The organism is Kitasatospora sp. NPDC053308 (assembly GCF_055585785.1).
In genome coordinates this window covers 119,633-134,561 of sequence record NZ_JBVJJY010000001.1, presented here as the reverse complement: position 1 = coordinate 134,561, position 14,929 = coordinate 119,633, and the positions used below count along the sequence as shown (strand labels likewise).

The following is a 14,929-nucleotide window of genomic DNA, read 5'->3' as shown; positions in this document are numbered from 1 at the left end:
GGGTCGCGGCTGCGGTCGATGCTTCCGGTGAAGTGTGCCGCGCATACCGGGCGCCAGCTACCGAAATGGGGGATACCCCACGATGGAGTGAACGTTCTGCCGCTCGGTAGCAACTCTGGCACCCTGACCCTAGGGTCGTCCGTGTCACTCACTGACTTGTTGTTGTCTAAACAGTCATCAAACAGCCGTAATGACACGCCAGATGCATGGTCGCGGCGCCCGACATCACCGACCGGAGACAGCCATGCCACTTCCCCCGTCTCTCCGCCCCCCTCATCATCCCCGCCCTTCCCGTCGCATTTCCGCGTCGCGGTGAATGCACTCCTGGTCGCCGCATTGTCCGCCCTGCTCCTCGCCGTCGTATTCGTCGGCTGGCTGGTCTGGCTGGTGAACATCCAGCCCCGTGAACCCCGCCGGGCGAAGCGCGAGTTCGCGGCCGGGCATTCCACCGGCGCCGACCGGAAATAGCGGGCGCATTCGGCGATCCCGACAGCTGGCGGACCGTCAGCCCTGCGAAAGCCGTCCGGTCAGACGGGACTTGGCGGCCGGCCACTCCTCGGTGAGCATCGAGAAGTAGGCGCTGTCCCGCCAGGTGCCGTCCGGGAGGGCGCGGTGGCGGCGGTGGACGCCCTCGAACTGTGCGCCGAGGCGCTGGATCGCCTTGCGGGAACGCTCGTTGCGGGCGTCGGTCTTCCAGAAGACGCGGCCCATCCCGAGCTCCTCGAAGGCGTGGGTGAGCAGCAGCAGCTTGGCCTCGGTGTTGACCGCCGTGCGCCAGACCGAGCGGGCGTACCAAGTGCCGCCGATCTCCAGGGACTCGTTCTCCGCGCTGAAGTCGTGGTAGCCGGTGATGCCGACGGCCCGGCCGCCCGCGAGGTCGACGGCGGCGAAGTACACCGACTCCCCGGCGGCCGCCTCGGCGAGGCGGGCGTCGAGCAGCGCGCTCATCTCCTCCTCCGTGGCGGGCACGACGACGGGCACCCAGCGCCAGACCTCGGGGTCGGGGCCGACGGTGCTCCACAGGTCGGCGAAGTGGCGGCGGTCCAGCGGTTCCAGCCGGATGTGGCGGCCGGTGAGGGTGACGGGCGTGGGCAGCTTCGCGGTCATGGGCCGAACGTAACGCGACGTTGAACTAGAAGCAAGAGGTTGTTGCGCTAGTGCAAACGACCCGGCCGGGACGGAAAGAGGGCCCCGCGGGACGAATCCCGCGGGGCCCTCGAAGCGATCGGGCGGTGCCCAGGCTCAGATGAACGAGTTGATCTCGATCGTCTCGTCCCGGCCCGGGCCGACGCCGATGGCCGAGATCGGCGCGCCCGACATCTCCTCCAGCGCCTTGACGTACGCCTGGGCGTTCTTCGGCAGTTCGGCGAAGGACTTCGCCTTGCTGATGTCCTCGGTCCAGCCCGGCAGCGTCTCGTAGATCGGCTTGGCGTGGTGGAAGTCGGACTGGTTGTAGGGGAGCTCCTCGACCCGCTTGCCGTCGATCTCGTACGCGACGCAGACCGGGATCTGCTCCCAGCCGGTCAGCACGTCGAGCTTGGTCAGGAAGAAGTCGGTGAGGCCGTTGACCCGGGTCGCGTAGCGCGCGATGACGGCGTCGAACCAGCCGCAGCGGCGGTCGCGGCCGGTGGTGACCCCGCGCTCGCCGCCGATCCGGCGCAGCGCCTCGCCGTCCGCGTCGAACAGCTCGGTCGGGAACGGGCCGGAGCCGACGCGGGTGGTGTAGGCCTTGAGGATGCCGATGACCCGGTCGATCTTGGTGGGGCCGATGCCGGCGCCGGTGCAGGCGCCGCCCGCGGTCGGGTTCGACGAGGTCACGAAGGGGTACGTGCCGTGGTCGACGTCGAGCAGGGTGCCCTGGCCGCCCTCCAGCAGGACGACCTTGTTCGCCTTCAGCGCCTCGTCCAGGACGAGGGTGGTGTCGGCGAGGAAGGGCTTGATCTTCTCCGCGTAGCCCAGGTACTCCTCGACCACCAGGTCGGCCGGGATGGTGCGGCGGTTGTACAGCTTGACCAGGACCTGGTTCTTGTCGTGCAGCGCCGCCTCGATCTTCTGGCGCAGGATCGACTCGTCGAACAGGTCCTGGACCCGGATGCCGACGCGGTTGATCTTGTCCGCGTAGGTCGGGCCGATGCCGCGGCCGGTGGTGCCGATCCGGCGCTTGCCGAGGAAGCGCTCGGTGACCTTGTCCAGGGTGCGGTGGTACGGCGTGATCAGGTGGGCGTTGCCCGAGATCAGCAGCTTGGAGGTGTCGATGCCGCGGTCGTTCAGGCCGGCCAGCTCGGAGAGCAGCACCGCCGGGTCGATCACGACGCCGTTGCCGATGACCGGCGTGACGTTCGGGCTGAGGATTCCGGAAGGGAGCAGGTGCAGGGCGTACTTCTGGTCGCCGATGACCACCGTGTGACCGGCGTTGTTGCCGCCCTGGTAGCGGACGACGTAGTCGACGGAGCCACCGAGGAGGTCGGTGGCCTTCCCCTTGCCCTCGTCTCCCCACTGAGCGCCAACGAGCACGAGTGCCGGCACAGGCGTACACCCCTTCCGGTTGGGGCATCCTGCGTAGGCCGCAGTCTGCCCCGAGATAGACGAAGCCCCTGGCGCAATGGCGCAAGGGGCTCTTGCACCGAGAGATTACCTGAGGAAGGACCGGTCGTGTCGTCCCTGTCCACGCCTGGAACGAGCGGCCCCGAGCCGCTCCTGCTGCTCCTCGACCCGGTGGCCCGGCAGACCGACGGCGAGTCGGTGCGGATCGCGAAGGACGTGCTCTGCGGGGGTGCGGACGTCAAGGTGGTGCTTCCGGAGAACCCTTCCGAGCTTGATCGGATGCTTTCGCACCGGGGGCGGCGGCGACCGGTGGTGATCGGTTCCGACTTCGCCCTGCAGCGGGTGCTGCAGGCGCTGCATCGGCAGCGTGAGCTGGGCGCGGAAGCGGTGGGGATGATTCCGGTCGGCCGTACGGAGGAGCTGGCGACGGCCCGCGCGCTGGGGGTGCCGGGGGAGCCGGTCCGGGCCGCGCGGGCGGTGCTGTCGGGGGCGCCGCGCCGACTGGACCTGCTGGTGGACGACGGCGGCGGGGTCGCTCTCGGCGGGGTGCGGATCACGGGGGGCGGCACCCGCCGACTGGTGGGCCGTCCGGGTGGCTGGCGTTCGCTATGGGCGAAACTGGCTGCGGCCGAGCAGGCGAACGCACTCACTCCGGAGGGCACCGACCACAGCCCCCGGGTCCGGGTCGAGGCGGACGGGCGGCTGCTCGCGGACGTCCACCGGCCCGTCCGGTTGGTCCAGGTCTCCCTGCCCTCCGGCGCCTCGGGCGGGACGGGCGAGATGGAGGTCGTGGTCCGGGCCTCCGGCGCCCTGGTGCGGGCCAGGGCGGCCAGCGTCTCGGTGGTCGGCCGGGGCTTCGGCTACGAGGCGGACGGCCACCCGGTCGGCCCGGTGCGCGCCCGCACCTGGACGGTGCACCCGGGCGCCTGGGGCCTGCTGCTCCCGGCCGCGTGAAGCGGCGGTGAACGCCGGGTGAGCAGGCTCACGTTCGGCCGCGCGCCGACGGCCCTCGCTCCGCACACGGAATTCCCCAACGGGCGCGAACCGCAAGGCCAACCGCCACCCGCCGGAATTGCGCCACCCCGAAATCCCCACCCCGTAAGGGGTTTTGTCTACGCGCGTTACTCAACCATCGTCCGACAATCCCGGCATCCCGGGTTCCGGAAGCCTGTGCCAACTGCCCTAGACTCGAAGGCGTGCCACGTGGTGACGGAAGACTCAACCACGATCTCCTTCCCGGCGAGAAAGGCCCCCAGGACGCTTGCGGCGTCTTCGGTGTCTGGGCTCCCGGCGAGGAGGTCGCCAAGCTCACGTTCTTCGGCCTTTACGCCCTGCAGCACCGCGGTCAGGAATCCGCGGGCATCGCAGTGAGCAACGGCTCCCAGATTCTCGTCTTCAAGGACATGGGGCTCGTCTCCCAGGTCTTCGACGAGGCCTCCCTGGGGTCGTTGCACGGGCATATCGCCGTCGGACACGCCCGCTACTCGACCACCGGTTCCTCGGTCTGGGAGAACGCCCAGCCGACTTTCCGGGCGACCGTGCACGGTTCGCTGGCCCTCGGGCACAACGGAAACCTGGTGAACACCGCCGAACTGGCGGCCATGGTCGCCGAACTGCCCGGCGAGGAGCACGTCTCGCGCTCCGGCCGGACCGCCGCGACCAACGACACCGACCTGGTGACGGCGCTGCTCGCCGGCCACCCGGACCTCTCCATCGAGGAGACGGCCAAGGTCGTGCTGCCCAAGGTCAAGGGCGCGTTCTCGCTCGTCTTCATGGACGAGCACACCCTCTACGCCGCCCGTGACCCGCAGGGCATCCGCCCGCTGGTGCTCGGCCGGCTGGAGCGCGGCTGGGTGGTCGCCTCCGAGACGGCGGCGCTGGACATCGTCGGCGCCTCCTTCATCCGCGAGGTCGAGCCCGGCGAGCTCGTCGCCATCGACGAGAACGGCCTGCGCACCTCCCGCTTCGCCGAGGCCAAGCCCAAGGGCTGCGTCTTCGAGTACGTCTACCTGGCCCGCCCCGACACCTCCATCGCCGGCCGCAACGTCCACCTCTCCCGCGTGGAGATGGGCCGCCGCCTGGCGAAGGAGGCCCCGGTCGAGGCCGACCTGGTGATAGCGACGCCCGAGTCCGGCACCCCTGCCGCGATCGGCTACGCGGAGGCGAGCGGCATCCCGTACGGCTCCGGCCTGGTGAAGAACGCCTACGTCGGCCGCACCTTCATCCAGCCCAGCCAGACCATCCGCCAGCTCGGCATCCGGCTCAAGCTCAACCCGCTGCGCGAGGTCATCGCCGGCAAGCGCCTGGTGGTCGTCGACGACTCGATCGTCCGCGGCAACACCCAGCGCGCGCTGGTGAAGATGCTCCGCGAGGCCGGCGCCGCCGAGGTGCACATCCGGATCTCGTCCCCGCCGGTGAAGTGGCCCTGCTTCTTCGGCATCGACTTCGCCACCCGCGCGGAGCTGATCGCCAACGGCATGACCATCGAGGAGATCGGCCGCACCCTCGGTGCCGACTCGCTCTCCTACATCTCGATCGACGGCATGATCGAGGCCACCAAGCAGCCCAAGGACAAGCTCTGCCGGGCCTGCTTCGACGGCGAGTACCCGATGGAGCTGCCGGACCCGGCGCTGCTCGGCAAGCTCCTGCTGGAGGCCGAGATCAAGGGCGGCCAGCAGCAGCCGGCCGTCCGCGGCAAGCCGACCAGCGGCAGCGACCTGGACGGCGTCCAGTCGCTGCTCGGCGGGGCGGGCGCGGCCGACGCGCTGCGCCGCCCGTAACGACACCACGGTGGGGTCCCGCGAACCGGGGCCCCACCGCTGTTCCGCCCCTTCCGCTGTACGAACCACCCCCACCAGACCCGAAAGGGCCGCACGCAGTGACCTCCAACCAGAACGGCGCCACGTACGCCGCCGCCGGTGTCGACATCGAGGCGGGCGACCGCGCCGTCGAGCTCATGAAGCAGTGGGTGAAGAAGGCCAACCGCCCCGAGGTGGTCGGCGGCCTCGGCGGCTTCGCCGGCCTCTTCGACGCGTCCGCCTTCAAGAACTACGAGCGGCCGCTGCTGGCCTCGGCCACCGACGGCGTGGGGACCAAGGTGGCCATCGCCGCCGCCATGGACAAGCACGACACCATCGGCCACGACCTGGTCGGCATGGTCGTCGACGACCTGGTGGTGTGCGGCGCCGAGCCGCTGTTCATGACCGACTACATCTGCGTCGGCAAGGTCGTCCCGGAGCGGGTCGCCGCGATCGTCAAGGGCATCGCCGAGGGCTGCGCGCTGGCCGGCTGCGCCCTGGTCGGCGGCGAGACCGCCGAGCACCCGGGCCTGCTGGGCCCGGACGAGTACGACGTGGCGGGCGCCGGCACCGGCGTCGTCGAGGCCGACGCGCTGCTCGGCGCGGACCGCGTGCGGGCCGGCGACGTGGTGATCGCGATGGCCGCCTCCGGCCTGCACTCCAACGGCTACTCGCTGGTCCGCCACGTGCTGCTGAACGAGGCCGGCTGGAAGCTGGACCGCAAGGTCGAGGAGTTCGGCCGCACCCTCGGCGAGGAGCTGCTGGAGCCGACCCGGATCTACTCGCTGGACTGCCTGGCGCTCACCCGGGCCACCGAGGTGCACGCCTTCTCGCACGTCACCGGCGGCGGCCTGGCGGCCAACCTGGCCCGGGTCATCCCGGACGGCCTGCACGCCCGCCTGGACCGCGGCACCTGGACCCCGCTGCCGGTCTTCCGGACCGTCGCCGAGGTCGGCAACGTGGCCACGCTGGAGATCGAGAAGACGCTCAACATGGGTGTCGGCATGGTCGCGGTCGTCCCGCCGCACTCGGTGGACGTCGTGCTGTCGATCCTGGAGGACCGCGGCGTCGAGTCCTGGCTGCTCGGCGACATCGTCGAGCGCACCGACGAGCACGAGGGCGGCGCGGCCCTCTACAACGCCTACGAGGGCTTCCGGGCCTGATCCCGCCCCCGGCCCGCCCGACCCGACGAGAGGCCCCCTCCCGGCACGCCGGAAGGGGGCCTCCCGCGTCCCACGGGTACCGGCGGGCCCCACGGGGCCGTCCGCGGGAACGCCGAAGACCGGCCCGGCGCACTGGGCGCCCGGACCGGTCCGGTGAAGCTGTGGCTACGAGCGGCGGGAGGCCTGCGAGGCCCCGGCACCCGGCTCGTTGTCGTCCTCGTCGTCGAGGGCGCCGTAGCGGGCGGCGTACTCCGCGTACGGGTCGTCGTCCTCTTCCTCCTCGATCGGCTCGGGGTCGATCGAAGCGGTGGACGGCGATACGCCCAGCTCGTTGGACAGACGATGAGCGTCGAACCCGCCGCTGTTGTACTTCAGCTCGCGGGCGACCTTCGTCTGCTTGGCCTTGGCCCGGCCGCGCCCCATGGGTCGACCCCCTCAACGATGGGGCTCACGGCCCCGAGTCTGACACGTGTTCATGATCAGGACCGGTCTGCCCGAATGGGAGGACCGTCCCTTGGAGCATTAACGGTACCTGTTTCCGCCGCTGGACGGTACGTCGTCGGTGTGACGTGGCGCGCACCGACCGCACCCGAGACCGGGTCGTCCCAGGTCAGGGGAGGTTTTGCGGCAATTTGCGCGCTGTCCAGAGGTGTCTGAGGTTCGTCGTTCCAGGACCGATTATCCCCCCAAGGGGGACCTCGGATCACCCGTTCGGACGGAGAAGTGAGAATCCGGTTCCACATCGTGATGCGCGGGGGACCGCGGTGGCGGCCCCCCGCGCATCCGGACTCCGGTGACGCGACCGGGATCAGGCCCGGCGGGCGCCCGGGAGCAGGACCGTGCGCAGCGCGCTGATCTCGCGCATCCGCTTCTCGGCCAGGCGGTCGGCGGCCACCGCCGGCGGGACGCCGTCGACGGCGGCCCGGGTGAAGATCTCCAGGGTGGTGTCGAAGATCTTGGTGGCCTTGTTCTTGGCCCGCTCGAAGTTGAAGCCGTCGATCTCGTCGGCGACCTGGATGACGCCGCCGGAGTTCACCAGGTAGTCCGGCGCGTAGAGGATGCCGCGGTCGGCGAGGTCCTTCTCCACGCCGGCGTGGGCCAGCTGGTTGTTGGCCGCGCCGCAGACGATCGAGGTGCCGAACTCGCCCAGCGCCGCGACGACGTCGTCGGTCAGCGCGCCGCCGAGGGCGCAGGGGGCGTAGACGTCCAGCTTGGCCCGGAGCAGGGCGGCGGTGTCGGCGACCACCTCGACGTCCGGGTGGGCCGCGCGCACGCGGTTGACGGCGGCCTCGAAGGGGTCGGTGATGACGACGGTGGCGCCGTCGGCGATCAGGTGGCCGACCAGGTAGTGGCCGACCTTGCCGACGCCCGCGACGCCGACCCGCTTGCCGCGCAGGGTCGGCTGGCCCCAGCGGGCCTGGGCGGTGGCCCGCATGCCCTGGAAGACGCCGAAGGCGGTCAGGATGGACGAGTCGCCGGCGCCGCCGTGCTCGGGCGAGCGGCCGGTCACGAACTCCGTCTCGCGCGCGATGACGTCCATGTCCTGCACGTAGGTGCCCACGTCGCAGGCGGTGATGTAGCGGCCGCGCAGGGACTCGACGAAGCGGCCGTAGGCCCGGAGCATCGCCTCGTTCTTGTCCTTGTTCGGGTCGCCGATGATGACGGCCTTGCCGCCGCCGAGGTCCAGCCCGGCCAGCGCGTTCTTGTAGGACATCCCGCGGGACAGGTTCAGCGCGTCCTCCAGCGCCTCCTCCTCGGAGGCGTACGGGAAGAAGCGGGTGCCGCCGAGGGCGGGGCCCAGGGCGGTGGAGTGGATGGCGATGATCGCCTTCAGGCCGGAGCCGCGGTCGTGGCAGAGGACGACCTGCTCGTGGCCGTCGCCGGGGGCGCCGTCCTGTTCGGTACGGAAGATCCTGCTGAGCACGCCGGGTGCGGGGTGCGTGGCGGGGGTCTGTACGTCGGTCACTGTGGTGACTCCAGTATCGAAGGCCCGCTGCTGTGGTGCGGGCGCCTAAGGCGAAGCGTAGTCGCGAGCGCGCCGCCGATCCGCCCTCTTGTCCGAGCTTGTGCCGGTTGTCCGAGGGGTGAGACGAGGAGGGGTGGGCGGTGCGGGCGCGAACGGTCCGGGGCACGCCCTCCCCGGTCCGGTCGGCGCGTGCGACCATGCAGGACGTGACCGTCGTACGCACCTCCGTACAACCGCCGTACGCCGCCCACCTGCGGGTCTACGAGCCGCTGGCGGCCTATCCGGAGCCCGAGCGGGCGCGCTGGCAGGCCTACGCGGCGGAGCGCGGCCCGGACGCGGTGGAGGCGGCCCAGCCGGTCGCGGCGGCGGTGCTGGAGGAGCAGCGGGAGGCGCTCGCGGAGCTGGCCGCCCGGACGCCCCGGGCGCTGCCCGAGCGGGAGAGCGGGCGGGCGTACCTGCGGGTGGTGGACGGCGTACTGTACGTCTGCCCGTGGGCGACCAGGCTGCGCAGCTGGCAGGCGCTGGAGGAGCTGCGGGCCGGGGGCCCGGTGGCGCTGCTGGACACCGCGCTTCCGGCGGCGGCCCGGGAGGCCGCCGAGGCGGACCGGGAGCGCTGGCGGGCCGAGCACCCGGACGCCCGGCCGTGGATCCTGACCAGCCGGTGGGAGGTCCCGGTGCGCTGGTTCCTGCCGTTCGGGGACGAGGACCGCTGCTTCGTGCCGGGCGGAGCGGGGGAAGAGGAGGACGGAGGGGGCGGAGAGGAGGGGGACGCCCGGCCGGCGGCGCTGTTCTACCTGGTGCCGATGGCGCAGGCGCGGCGGCGGGTGGCCCGGGCCTACCGGGCGCTGCGCGAGGCCGTGCCGCAGGGGGACCTGGCGCGCGGGGCGGAGCGGATCGGGCGGTGGCTGGAGGAGTTCCACCCGCGCTCGCTGGTGGAGCTGGACTACGGGGGACTGGTGCATCTGCTGGGGCCGGAGCGGTTGCTGGCGGACCGTTCGGCGGGAGAGCTGGAGGAGGGGTTGCGGGCGCTGCGGGCCGGGGACACCGCCGAGGCGCTGCGCGTGTACGGAGAACTGACGGTCCGCTGGCGCCGGGTGCTGGCGCTGCGGTACGCGAACTGACGTCCGACCGCCCGTGTATGACTGGAAGGGTCCTTGGGCCGCACCGGCCATGACCAAGGTCCTGGTTCGGGTCAATAGCTGCCGAACGTGACACTACTCACCGTTGACGCGAACTTACCCCTATGTGCAAAAATGGGACAACCAGCCCAACTTCACGTGAGCGTGCCCACTTTTGGGTGGTTCTGGAGTCGATGCGTGCTTTGCGGGGAAACGGAGGGTCTGGTCCCCTCGTAACCGGATGTCATCGCCGTGTGACTGTCCGTTATGGGGTGGTCCATCGCCATCCGTCGGCCTTGAACCCGTGAGGGGTCAATTTTGGCGGTTTGGTCGATAGGGCTGGACGGATGGTGTAGTTGTAGACACCAGGACAAGCCGTTCGTCCTATAACCGACTCGGCCCGTCTATGCCATTTCGGGCATCGCGGGCCAAGGTGCAGAATTTGAAGGATAGAACCGCCCTGGTTCGGTTCTCCCGAGGAGGCCGCTCATGACCGCTCGTACCCCTGATGCTGAGCCGCTGCTGACGCCGGCAGAGGTTGCCACCATGTTCCGCGTGGACCCGAAGACGGTCACCCGCTGGGCCAAGGCGGGCAAGCTGACGTCGATTCGCACGCTCGGCGGTCACCGCCGTTACCGCGAGGCGGAGGTGCGCGCCCTGCTGGCCGGGATTCCGGCTCAGCGCACTGAGGCCTGATAGGCCAAAGGCTCTTTAAAGGGGCCGCTTACCGGACTCCGCCGGGTCCGGTAAGCGGCCCCTTTGCCATACCCCCGGCCGCCCGCCCGACCGTCGGAATGCTGAACTCCGGATAACGATTTGATGCTCAAGGGGCGGGGGGGATTTACAGTGAATAGAAGTGCAATTTTACATATTAAATTAACGGCCTCTTGGGCGGGGTGTGCCGAGCCGGGTTTTCGAGGGAGTTCGGTGACGACCGTCACGCGGTCCTTCACTTGTGGTCCGCGCCCGGTCTGGGGTATAAGGCCGGGCGGACAAAAGCGAGAGGCCCGGAACCTGACGGTTCCGGGCCTCTCGCCTACGGCGATCCCGACGGGACTTGAACCCGCGACCTCCACCTTGACAGGGTGGCGAGCTAACCAACTGCTCCACGGGACCAGAGTGTTCTGATCTCGTTCACTCGCTTGCCGCGCTGCGAACAAGACAGATCGTAGCCCATGGTGGGCCCCCAGGTCGAACTGGCTCCTGAAGGCCCACCCGCAGCTCAGAGGGTGGCCCTCGCCGCCTCCATCGCCTTCATGATCCGCTTCTCCGAGACCGGGCTCGGCGTGCCCAGCGACTGGGCGAAGAAGCTGACCCGCAGCTCCTCGATCATCCAGCGGATCGCCCGCACCTCCGCGGAGGGCTGCCGCCCGGCCGGCACCGCCGCCAGCAGCTCCCCGTAGGCCTGCTGCACCTGCTGCACCTTCAGCAGCTGCTGGGCGTCCCGCTGCGGGTGGTTGGGCAGCGCCTCCAGGCGGCGGTCCACCGCCAGCAGGTAGCGCTTGAGGTCGGGCAGGCGCTGCCAGCCGGTGGCCGTCACGAAGCCCGGGTGCACCAGCGAGGCCAGGTGCAGCCGGACGTCGTTCACCGCGTTCAGCAGCACCGGGCTGCTCACCGTCTTCAGCCGGGTCGAGGCCTTGTGGAAGGCGATCAGCGCGGTGGCGGTCTTCAACGTGGTGTCCGCGGACAGGTCGTACAGGTCCGCGCGGACCTTGTCGTGCAGCGTGCCGAACGCCGCCTCGTCCCAGGCCGGTCCGCCGGCCAGGGCCATCAGCCGGTCCGTCGCCGCCGACACCACGTCCTCGAACAGCGCGCCGATCGAGCCGTGCGGGCTGTGCGAGAGCGCCAGCTTCGCCTGGTTGCCCAGCCGGCCCTGGATCGACTTGGCCGGGGAGGTGGTGGTCAGCATCAGCAGGCGCCGGGTGCCCTCCCACATCGCCTGCGCCTGGGCCTCCGGGGTGTCGAACAGCTTGATGCCGACCGAGGTGCCCTCGTCCACCAGGGCCGGGTAGGCGCGCAGCGAGTGGCCGCGCGAGCGCTGCTCGAAGGTGCGCTGCAGGACGGGCAGGGACTCCGGCCAGGCGGTCAGCCCGCCCTGCTCGATGCCCTGGCCCGAGGCGGCCGAGGACAGCGTCTCCTTGAGCTTCGGCTTGAGCTTCAGCCGCAGCTCCTCCAGGTCCTTGGACTCGGCGAGCTTGCGGCGCCCGTCCACCACCCGGAAGGTCACCTTGAGGTGGTCCGGCACCCGCTCGTCGTCCCAGGCCTCCGGCGGCACCGTGACGGCCGTCAGCCGCTTCAGGGCGTGCTCCAGAGCGGGCAGCAGGGGCTCCTGGCGGTCCTTCACCGCGCGCAGCGCCGCCTTGGCGAAGTCCGGCGCCGGGACGAAGTTGCGCCGGATCGCCTTCGGCAGCGACTTGATGTACGCCGTGACCAGCTCCTCGCGCAGACCGGGGATCTGCCAGTCGAAGCCCTCCGCGGTGACCTGGTTGAGCACCGGCAGCGGGATGTGCACGGTCACGCCGTCCGCGTCGCTTCCCGGCTCGAACTGGTACGTGAGCTTGAAGCGCAGCTTGCCCTGCTGCCAGTAGTCCGGGTAGTCGGCCTCGGTGACGCCGTCCGCGGCGTCGTTGATCAGCATCGACTTCTCGAAGTTCAGCAGGTCCGGCTGCTCGTGCCGGGCCTTCTTCCACCAGGAGTCGAAGTGCCGGGTGGAGACGATCTCGTCGGGCAGCCGGGCGTCGTAGAAGTCGAACAGGGTCTGGTCGTCCACCAGGATGTCCCGGCGGCGGGCCCGGTTCTCCAGCTCCTCGACCTCGCCGAGCAGCTTGCGGTTCTCCGCGAAGAACCGGTGGTGGGTCTCCCAGTCGCCCTCCACCAGCGCGTTGCGGATGAACAGCTCGCGGCAGAGCTCCTGGTCGATCTTCCCGTAGTTGACCTTGCGCTGGGAGACGATCGGCATCCCGTACAGGGTGACCTTCTCGTACGCCAGCACCGCGCCGGCCTTCTTCTCCCAGTGCGGCTCGCTGTAGCTGCGCTTGATCAGGTGGCCGGCCAGCGGCTCGACCCACTCGGGCTCGATCTTGGCGTTGATCCGGGCCCAGAGCCGGGAGGTCTCCACCAGCTCGGCCGACATCACCCAGCGCGGCGGCTTCTTGAACAGGCCGGAGCCGGGGAAGACCGCGAAGCGGGCGCCGCGCGCGCCGCCGTACTCGCGCTTCTCCACGTCGAACAGGCCGATGTGGGAGAGCAGTCCGGCCAGCAGCGACTGGTGGATCCGGTCGGCGTCCGGCTCGGCGTCGGGATGCGGTTCCTCGATCGTCACGCCCAACTGCTTGGCCACGGTGCGCAGCTGGGTGTAGACGTCCTGCCACTCCCGTATCCGCAGGTAGTTGAGGAACTCGGCCTTGCACATCCGGCGGAAGGCCGAGGAGGAGAGCTCCTTCTGCTGCTCGCGGACGTAGCGCCACATCGCCAGGTAGGAGAGGAAGTCCGAGGTCTCCGAGGTGAACCGGCGGTGCCGGTCGTCGGCGGCCTGGCGCTTCTCGGCGGGGCGCTCGCGCGGGTCCTGGATGGACAGCGCGGCGGCGATCACCATCACGTCCCGGACGCAGCCGTTGCGGTCCGCCTCCAGCACCATGCGGGCCATCCGCGGGTCCACCGGGAGCTGGGCGAGCTTGCGGCCGAGCTGGGTGAGGCGCTTGCGCGGGTCCTTCTCGTCCGGGTCCAGTGCGCCCAGCTCGTGCAGCAGGTGCACGCCGTCCTTGATGTTGCGGGAGTCCGGCGGGTCCAGGAACGGGAAGGCGGCGATGTCGCCGAGGCCGGCCGCGGTCATCTGCAGGATCACCGACGCCAGGTTGGTGCGCAGGATCTCGGCGTCGGTGAACTCGGGCCGGGAGAGGAAGTCCTCCTCCGAGTACAGCCGGATGCAGATGCCGTCCGAGGTGCGGCCGCAGCGGCCCTTGCGCTGGTTGGCGCTGGCCTGGCTGATCGCCTCGATCGGCAGCCGCTGCACCTTGGTGCGGTGGCTGTAGCGGGAGATCCGGGCGGTGCCCGGGTCGATCACGTACTTGATGCCGGGGACGGTGAGCGAGGTCTCGGCCACGTTGGTGGCCAGCACGATCCGACGGCTGCTGGAACGCTGGAAGACCCGGTGCTGCTCGGCCGAGCTGAGCCGCGCGTACAGCGGCAGGACCTCGGTGTTCCGCAGCTTCAGCCGGTTCAGGGCGTCGGCGGTGTCCCGGATCTCGCGCTCGCCGGAGAGGAAGACCAGGATGTCGCCCGGGCCCTCGGCCTGCAGCTCCTGCGCGGCCTCGCAGATCGCCTGGACCTGGTCCCGGTCGCGGTCGGTCTCGTCCTGGTCCTCGTCGCCCTCGTCCACGATCGGGCGGTAGCGGACCTCGACCGGGTACGTGCGGCCGGAGACCTCGACGATGGGGGCGTCGCCGAAGTGCCGGGCGAAGCGCTCCGGGTCGATGGTCGCGGAGGTGATCACGACCTTGAGGTCGGGCCGGCGGGGGAGCAGCTGCTTGAGGTAGCCGAGGAGGAAGTCGATGTTGAGGCTGCGCTCGTGCGCCTCGTCGATGATCAGGGTGTCGTACTGGCGCAGATCGCGGTCGGTCTGGATCTCCGCGAGCAGGATGCCGTCCGTCATCAGCTTGACCAGGGTGTCCTGACCGACCTGGTCGGTGAACCGGACCTTCCAGCCGACCGCCTCGCCCAGCGGGCTGTTCAGCTCCTCCGCGACCCGCTCGGCCACCGTACGGGCGGCGATCCGGCGCGGCTGGGTGTGGCCGACCAGACCGCGCACGCCGCGGCCGAGCTCCAGACAGATCTTCGGGATCTGGGTGGTCTTGCCGGAGCCGGTCTCGCCCGCGACGATCACCACCTGGTGGTCCCGGATCGCCTCCAGGATCTCGTCCTTCTTCTGGCTGACCGGCAGCTCGGCCGGATACGTGATGGCCGGCACCGCGGCCCGGCGCTGCGCGACCAGCAGCTCGGCGCGGTCGATGTCGGCGGCGATCTCGGCGGCGATCTTCTGCCGGGCCTCGGCCTTGCGGACCCGGCGGGCCCCCTCCAGCCGGCGCCCGATCCGCACCTCGTCGCGCAGGGTCAGCTCGGGCAGGCGGGCGGCCAGCTCACCGATGCCGGGACCCTCGGCGGGCGCGGGGGCGGACTGGACTGCGGGAGAACTCACTGCGGGCATCCCTCTAGGTTCGCAAGGAGGCACGGCGGAGCGCACCTCGGTTTTCGAGCCCCTCCAGTGTCACAGCCGCCGGTGGCGAATCGCGAACGCCGGGCAACGGTCCGCGGCCGCCGCGGGCTCCGCGGGCTCCGGGAGGG

The 14,929-nt window shown here is 70.6% G+C and carries 11 protein-coding genes and 1 tRNA gene; 6 read left to right on the top strand and 6 right to left on the bottom strand.

Going from position 1 to position 14,929, the window contains the following annotated elements; translation table 11 throughout:
- Nucleotides 1–312: 312 nt before the first annotated feature.
- Nucleotides 313–468, top strand: a complete 156-nt coding sequence (locus tag ACZ6Y7_RS00635; RefSeq protein WP_465755695.1) for a hypothetical protein — start codon at nucleotides 313–315, stop codon at nucleotides 466–468.
- Nucleotides 469–504: 36 nt separating this feature from the next.
- Here the strand turns inward: ACZ6Y7_RS00635 and ACZ6Y7_RS00630 are convergent, their stop codons facing one another.
- Both ACZ6Y7_RS00630 and ACZ6Y7_RS00625 read right to left on the bottom strand, forming a co-directional pair.
- Nucleotides 505–1,107 carry a GNAT family N-acetyltransferase gene (locus ACZ6Y7_RS00630; protein WP_465755694.1) on the bottom strand — a complete coding sequence of 201 codons (603 nt, stop codon included), beginning with the start codon at nucleotides 1,105–1,107 and terminating at the stop codon, nucleotides 505–507.
- 135 nt (nucleotides 1,108–1,242) lie between these two features.
- Entirely contained in the window at nucleotides 1,243–2,526 is a 1,284-nt protein-coding gene (locus ACZ6Y7_RS00625) for an adenylosuccinate synthase (RefSeq protein WP_465755693.1), read from the bottom strand.
- A gap of 126 nt (nucleotides 2,527–2,652) precedes the next feature.
- On the opposite strand from ACZ6Y7_RS00625, the gene ACZ6Y7_RS00620 reads away from it, so the two are divergent.
- The 3 genes from ACZ6Y7_RS00620 to purM all read left to right on the top strand — a co-directional run bounded on the left by ACZ6Y7_RS00620 (nucleotide 2,653) and on the right by purM (nucleotide 6,505).
- On the top strand, nucleotides 2,653–3,498 hold the full coding sequence (locus ACZ6Y7_RS00620; protein ID WP_465755692.1) for a diacylglycerol kinase family protein: 846 nt from the start codon (nucleotides 2,653–2,655) through the stop codon (nucleotides 3,496–3,498).
- A 242-nt stretch (nucleotides 3,499–3,740) separates the two neighbouring features.
- A complete protein-coding gene (gene purF, locus ACZ6Y7_RS00615) occupies nucleotides 3,741–5,324 on the top strand; it encodes an amidophosphoribosyltransferase (protein WP_465755691.1) in 1,584 nt (527 codons plus the stop codon).
- Between the two features lie 98 nt (nucleotides 5,325–5,422).
- Complete coding sequence (purM, locus tag ACZ6Y7_RS00610; protein WP_465755690.1) at nucleotides 5,423–6,505, top strand: phosphoribosylformylglycinamidine cyclo-ligase; 1,083 nt, start codon at nucleotides 5,423–5,425, stop codon at nucleotides 6,503–6,505.
- A 165-nt stretch (nucleotides 6,506–6,670) separates the two neighbouring features.
- Here the strand turns inward: purM and ACZ6Y7_RS00605 are convergent, their stop codons facing one another.
- The gene (locus tag ACZ6Y7_RS00605; protein WP_402221592.1) at nucleotides 6,671–6,928 is read right to left on the bottom strand and encodes a DUF3073 family protein; all 258 of its coding nucleotides are present in this window, start codon (nucleotides 6,926–6,928) and stop codon (nucleotides 6,671–6,673) included.
- Nucleotides 6,929–7,313: 385 nt separating this feature from the next.
- Nucleotides 7,314–8,471, bottom strand: a complete 1,158-nt coding sequence (locus tag ACZ6Y7_RS00600) for a Glu/Leu/Phe/Val dehydrogenase dimerization domain-containing protein (protein WP_465755689.1) — start codon at nucleotides 8,469–8,471, stop codon at nucleotides 7,314–7,316.
- 206 nt (nucleotides 8,472–8,677) lie between these two features.
- Between ACZ6Y7_RS00600 and ACZ6Y7_RS00595 the strand changes: the two genes are divergently transcribed.
- Both ACZ6Y7_RS00595 and bldC read left to right on the top strand, forming a co-directional pair.
- Nucleotides 8,678–9,592: a DUF8083 family protein gene (locus tag ACZ6Y7_RS00595; protein WP_465755688.1), complete on the top strand. Its 915-nt coding sequence runs from the start codon at nucleotides 8,678–8,680 to the stop codon at nucleotides 9,590–9,592.
- Between the two features lie 486 nt (nucleotides 9,593–10,078).
- Nucleotides 10,079–10,285 carry a developmental transcriptional regulator BldC gene (bldC, locus tag ACZ6Y7_RS00590; protein WP_014137253.1) on the top strand — a complete coding sequence of 69 codons (207 nt, stop codon included), beginning with the start codon at nucleotides 10,079–10,081 and terminating at the stop codon, nucleotides 10,283–10,285.
- A gap of 346 nt (nucleotides 10,286–10,631) precedes the next feature.
- On the opposite strand, the gene ACZ6Y7_RS00585 is transcribed toward bldC, so the two are convergent.
- Both ACZ6Y7_RS00585 and hrpA read right to left on the bottom strand, forming a co-directional pair.
- Nucleotides 10,632–10,705, bottom strand: a tRNA-Asp gene (locus ACZ6Y7_RS00585).
- A gap of 106 nt (nucleotides 10,706–10,811) precedes the next feature.
- Nucleotides 10,812–14,792, bottom strand: a complete 3,981-nt coding sequence (gene hrpA / locus ACZ6Y7_RS00580; protein ID WP_465755687.1) for an ATP-dependent RNA helicase HrpA — start codon at nucleotides 14,790–14,792, stop codon at nucleotides 10,812–10,814.
- Between the last annotated feature and the right edge of the window lie 137 nt (nucleotides 14,793–14,929).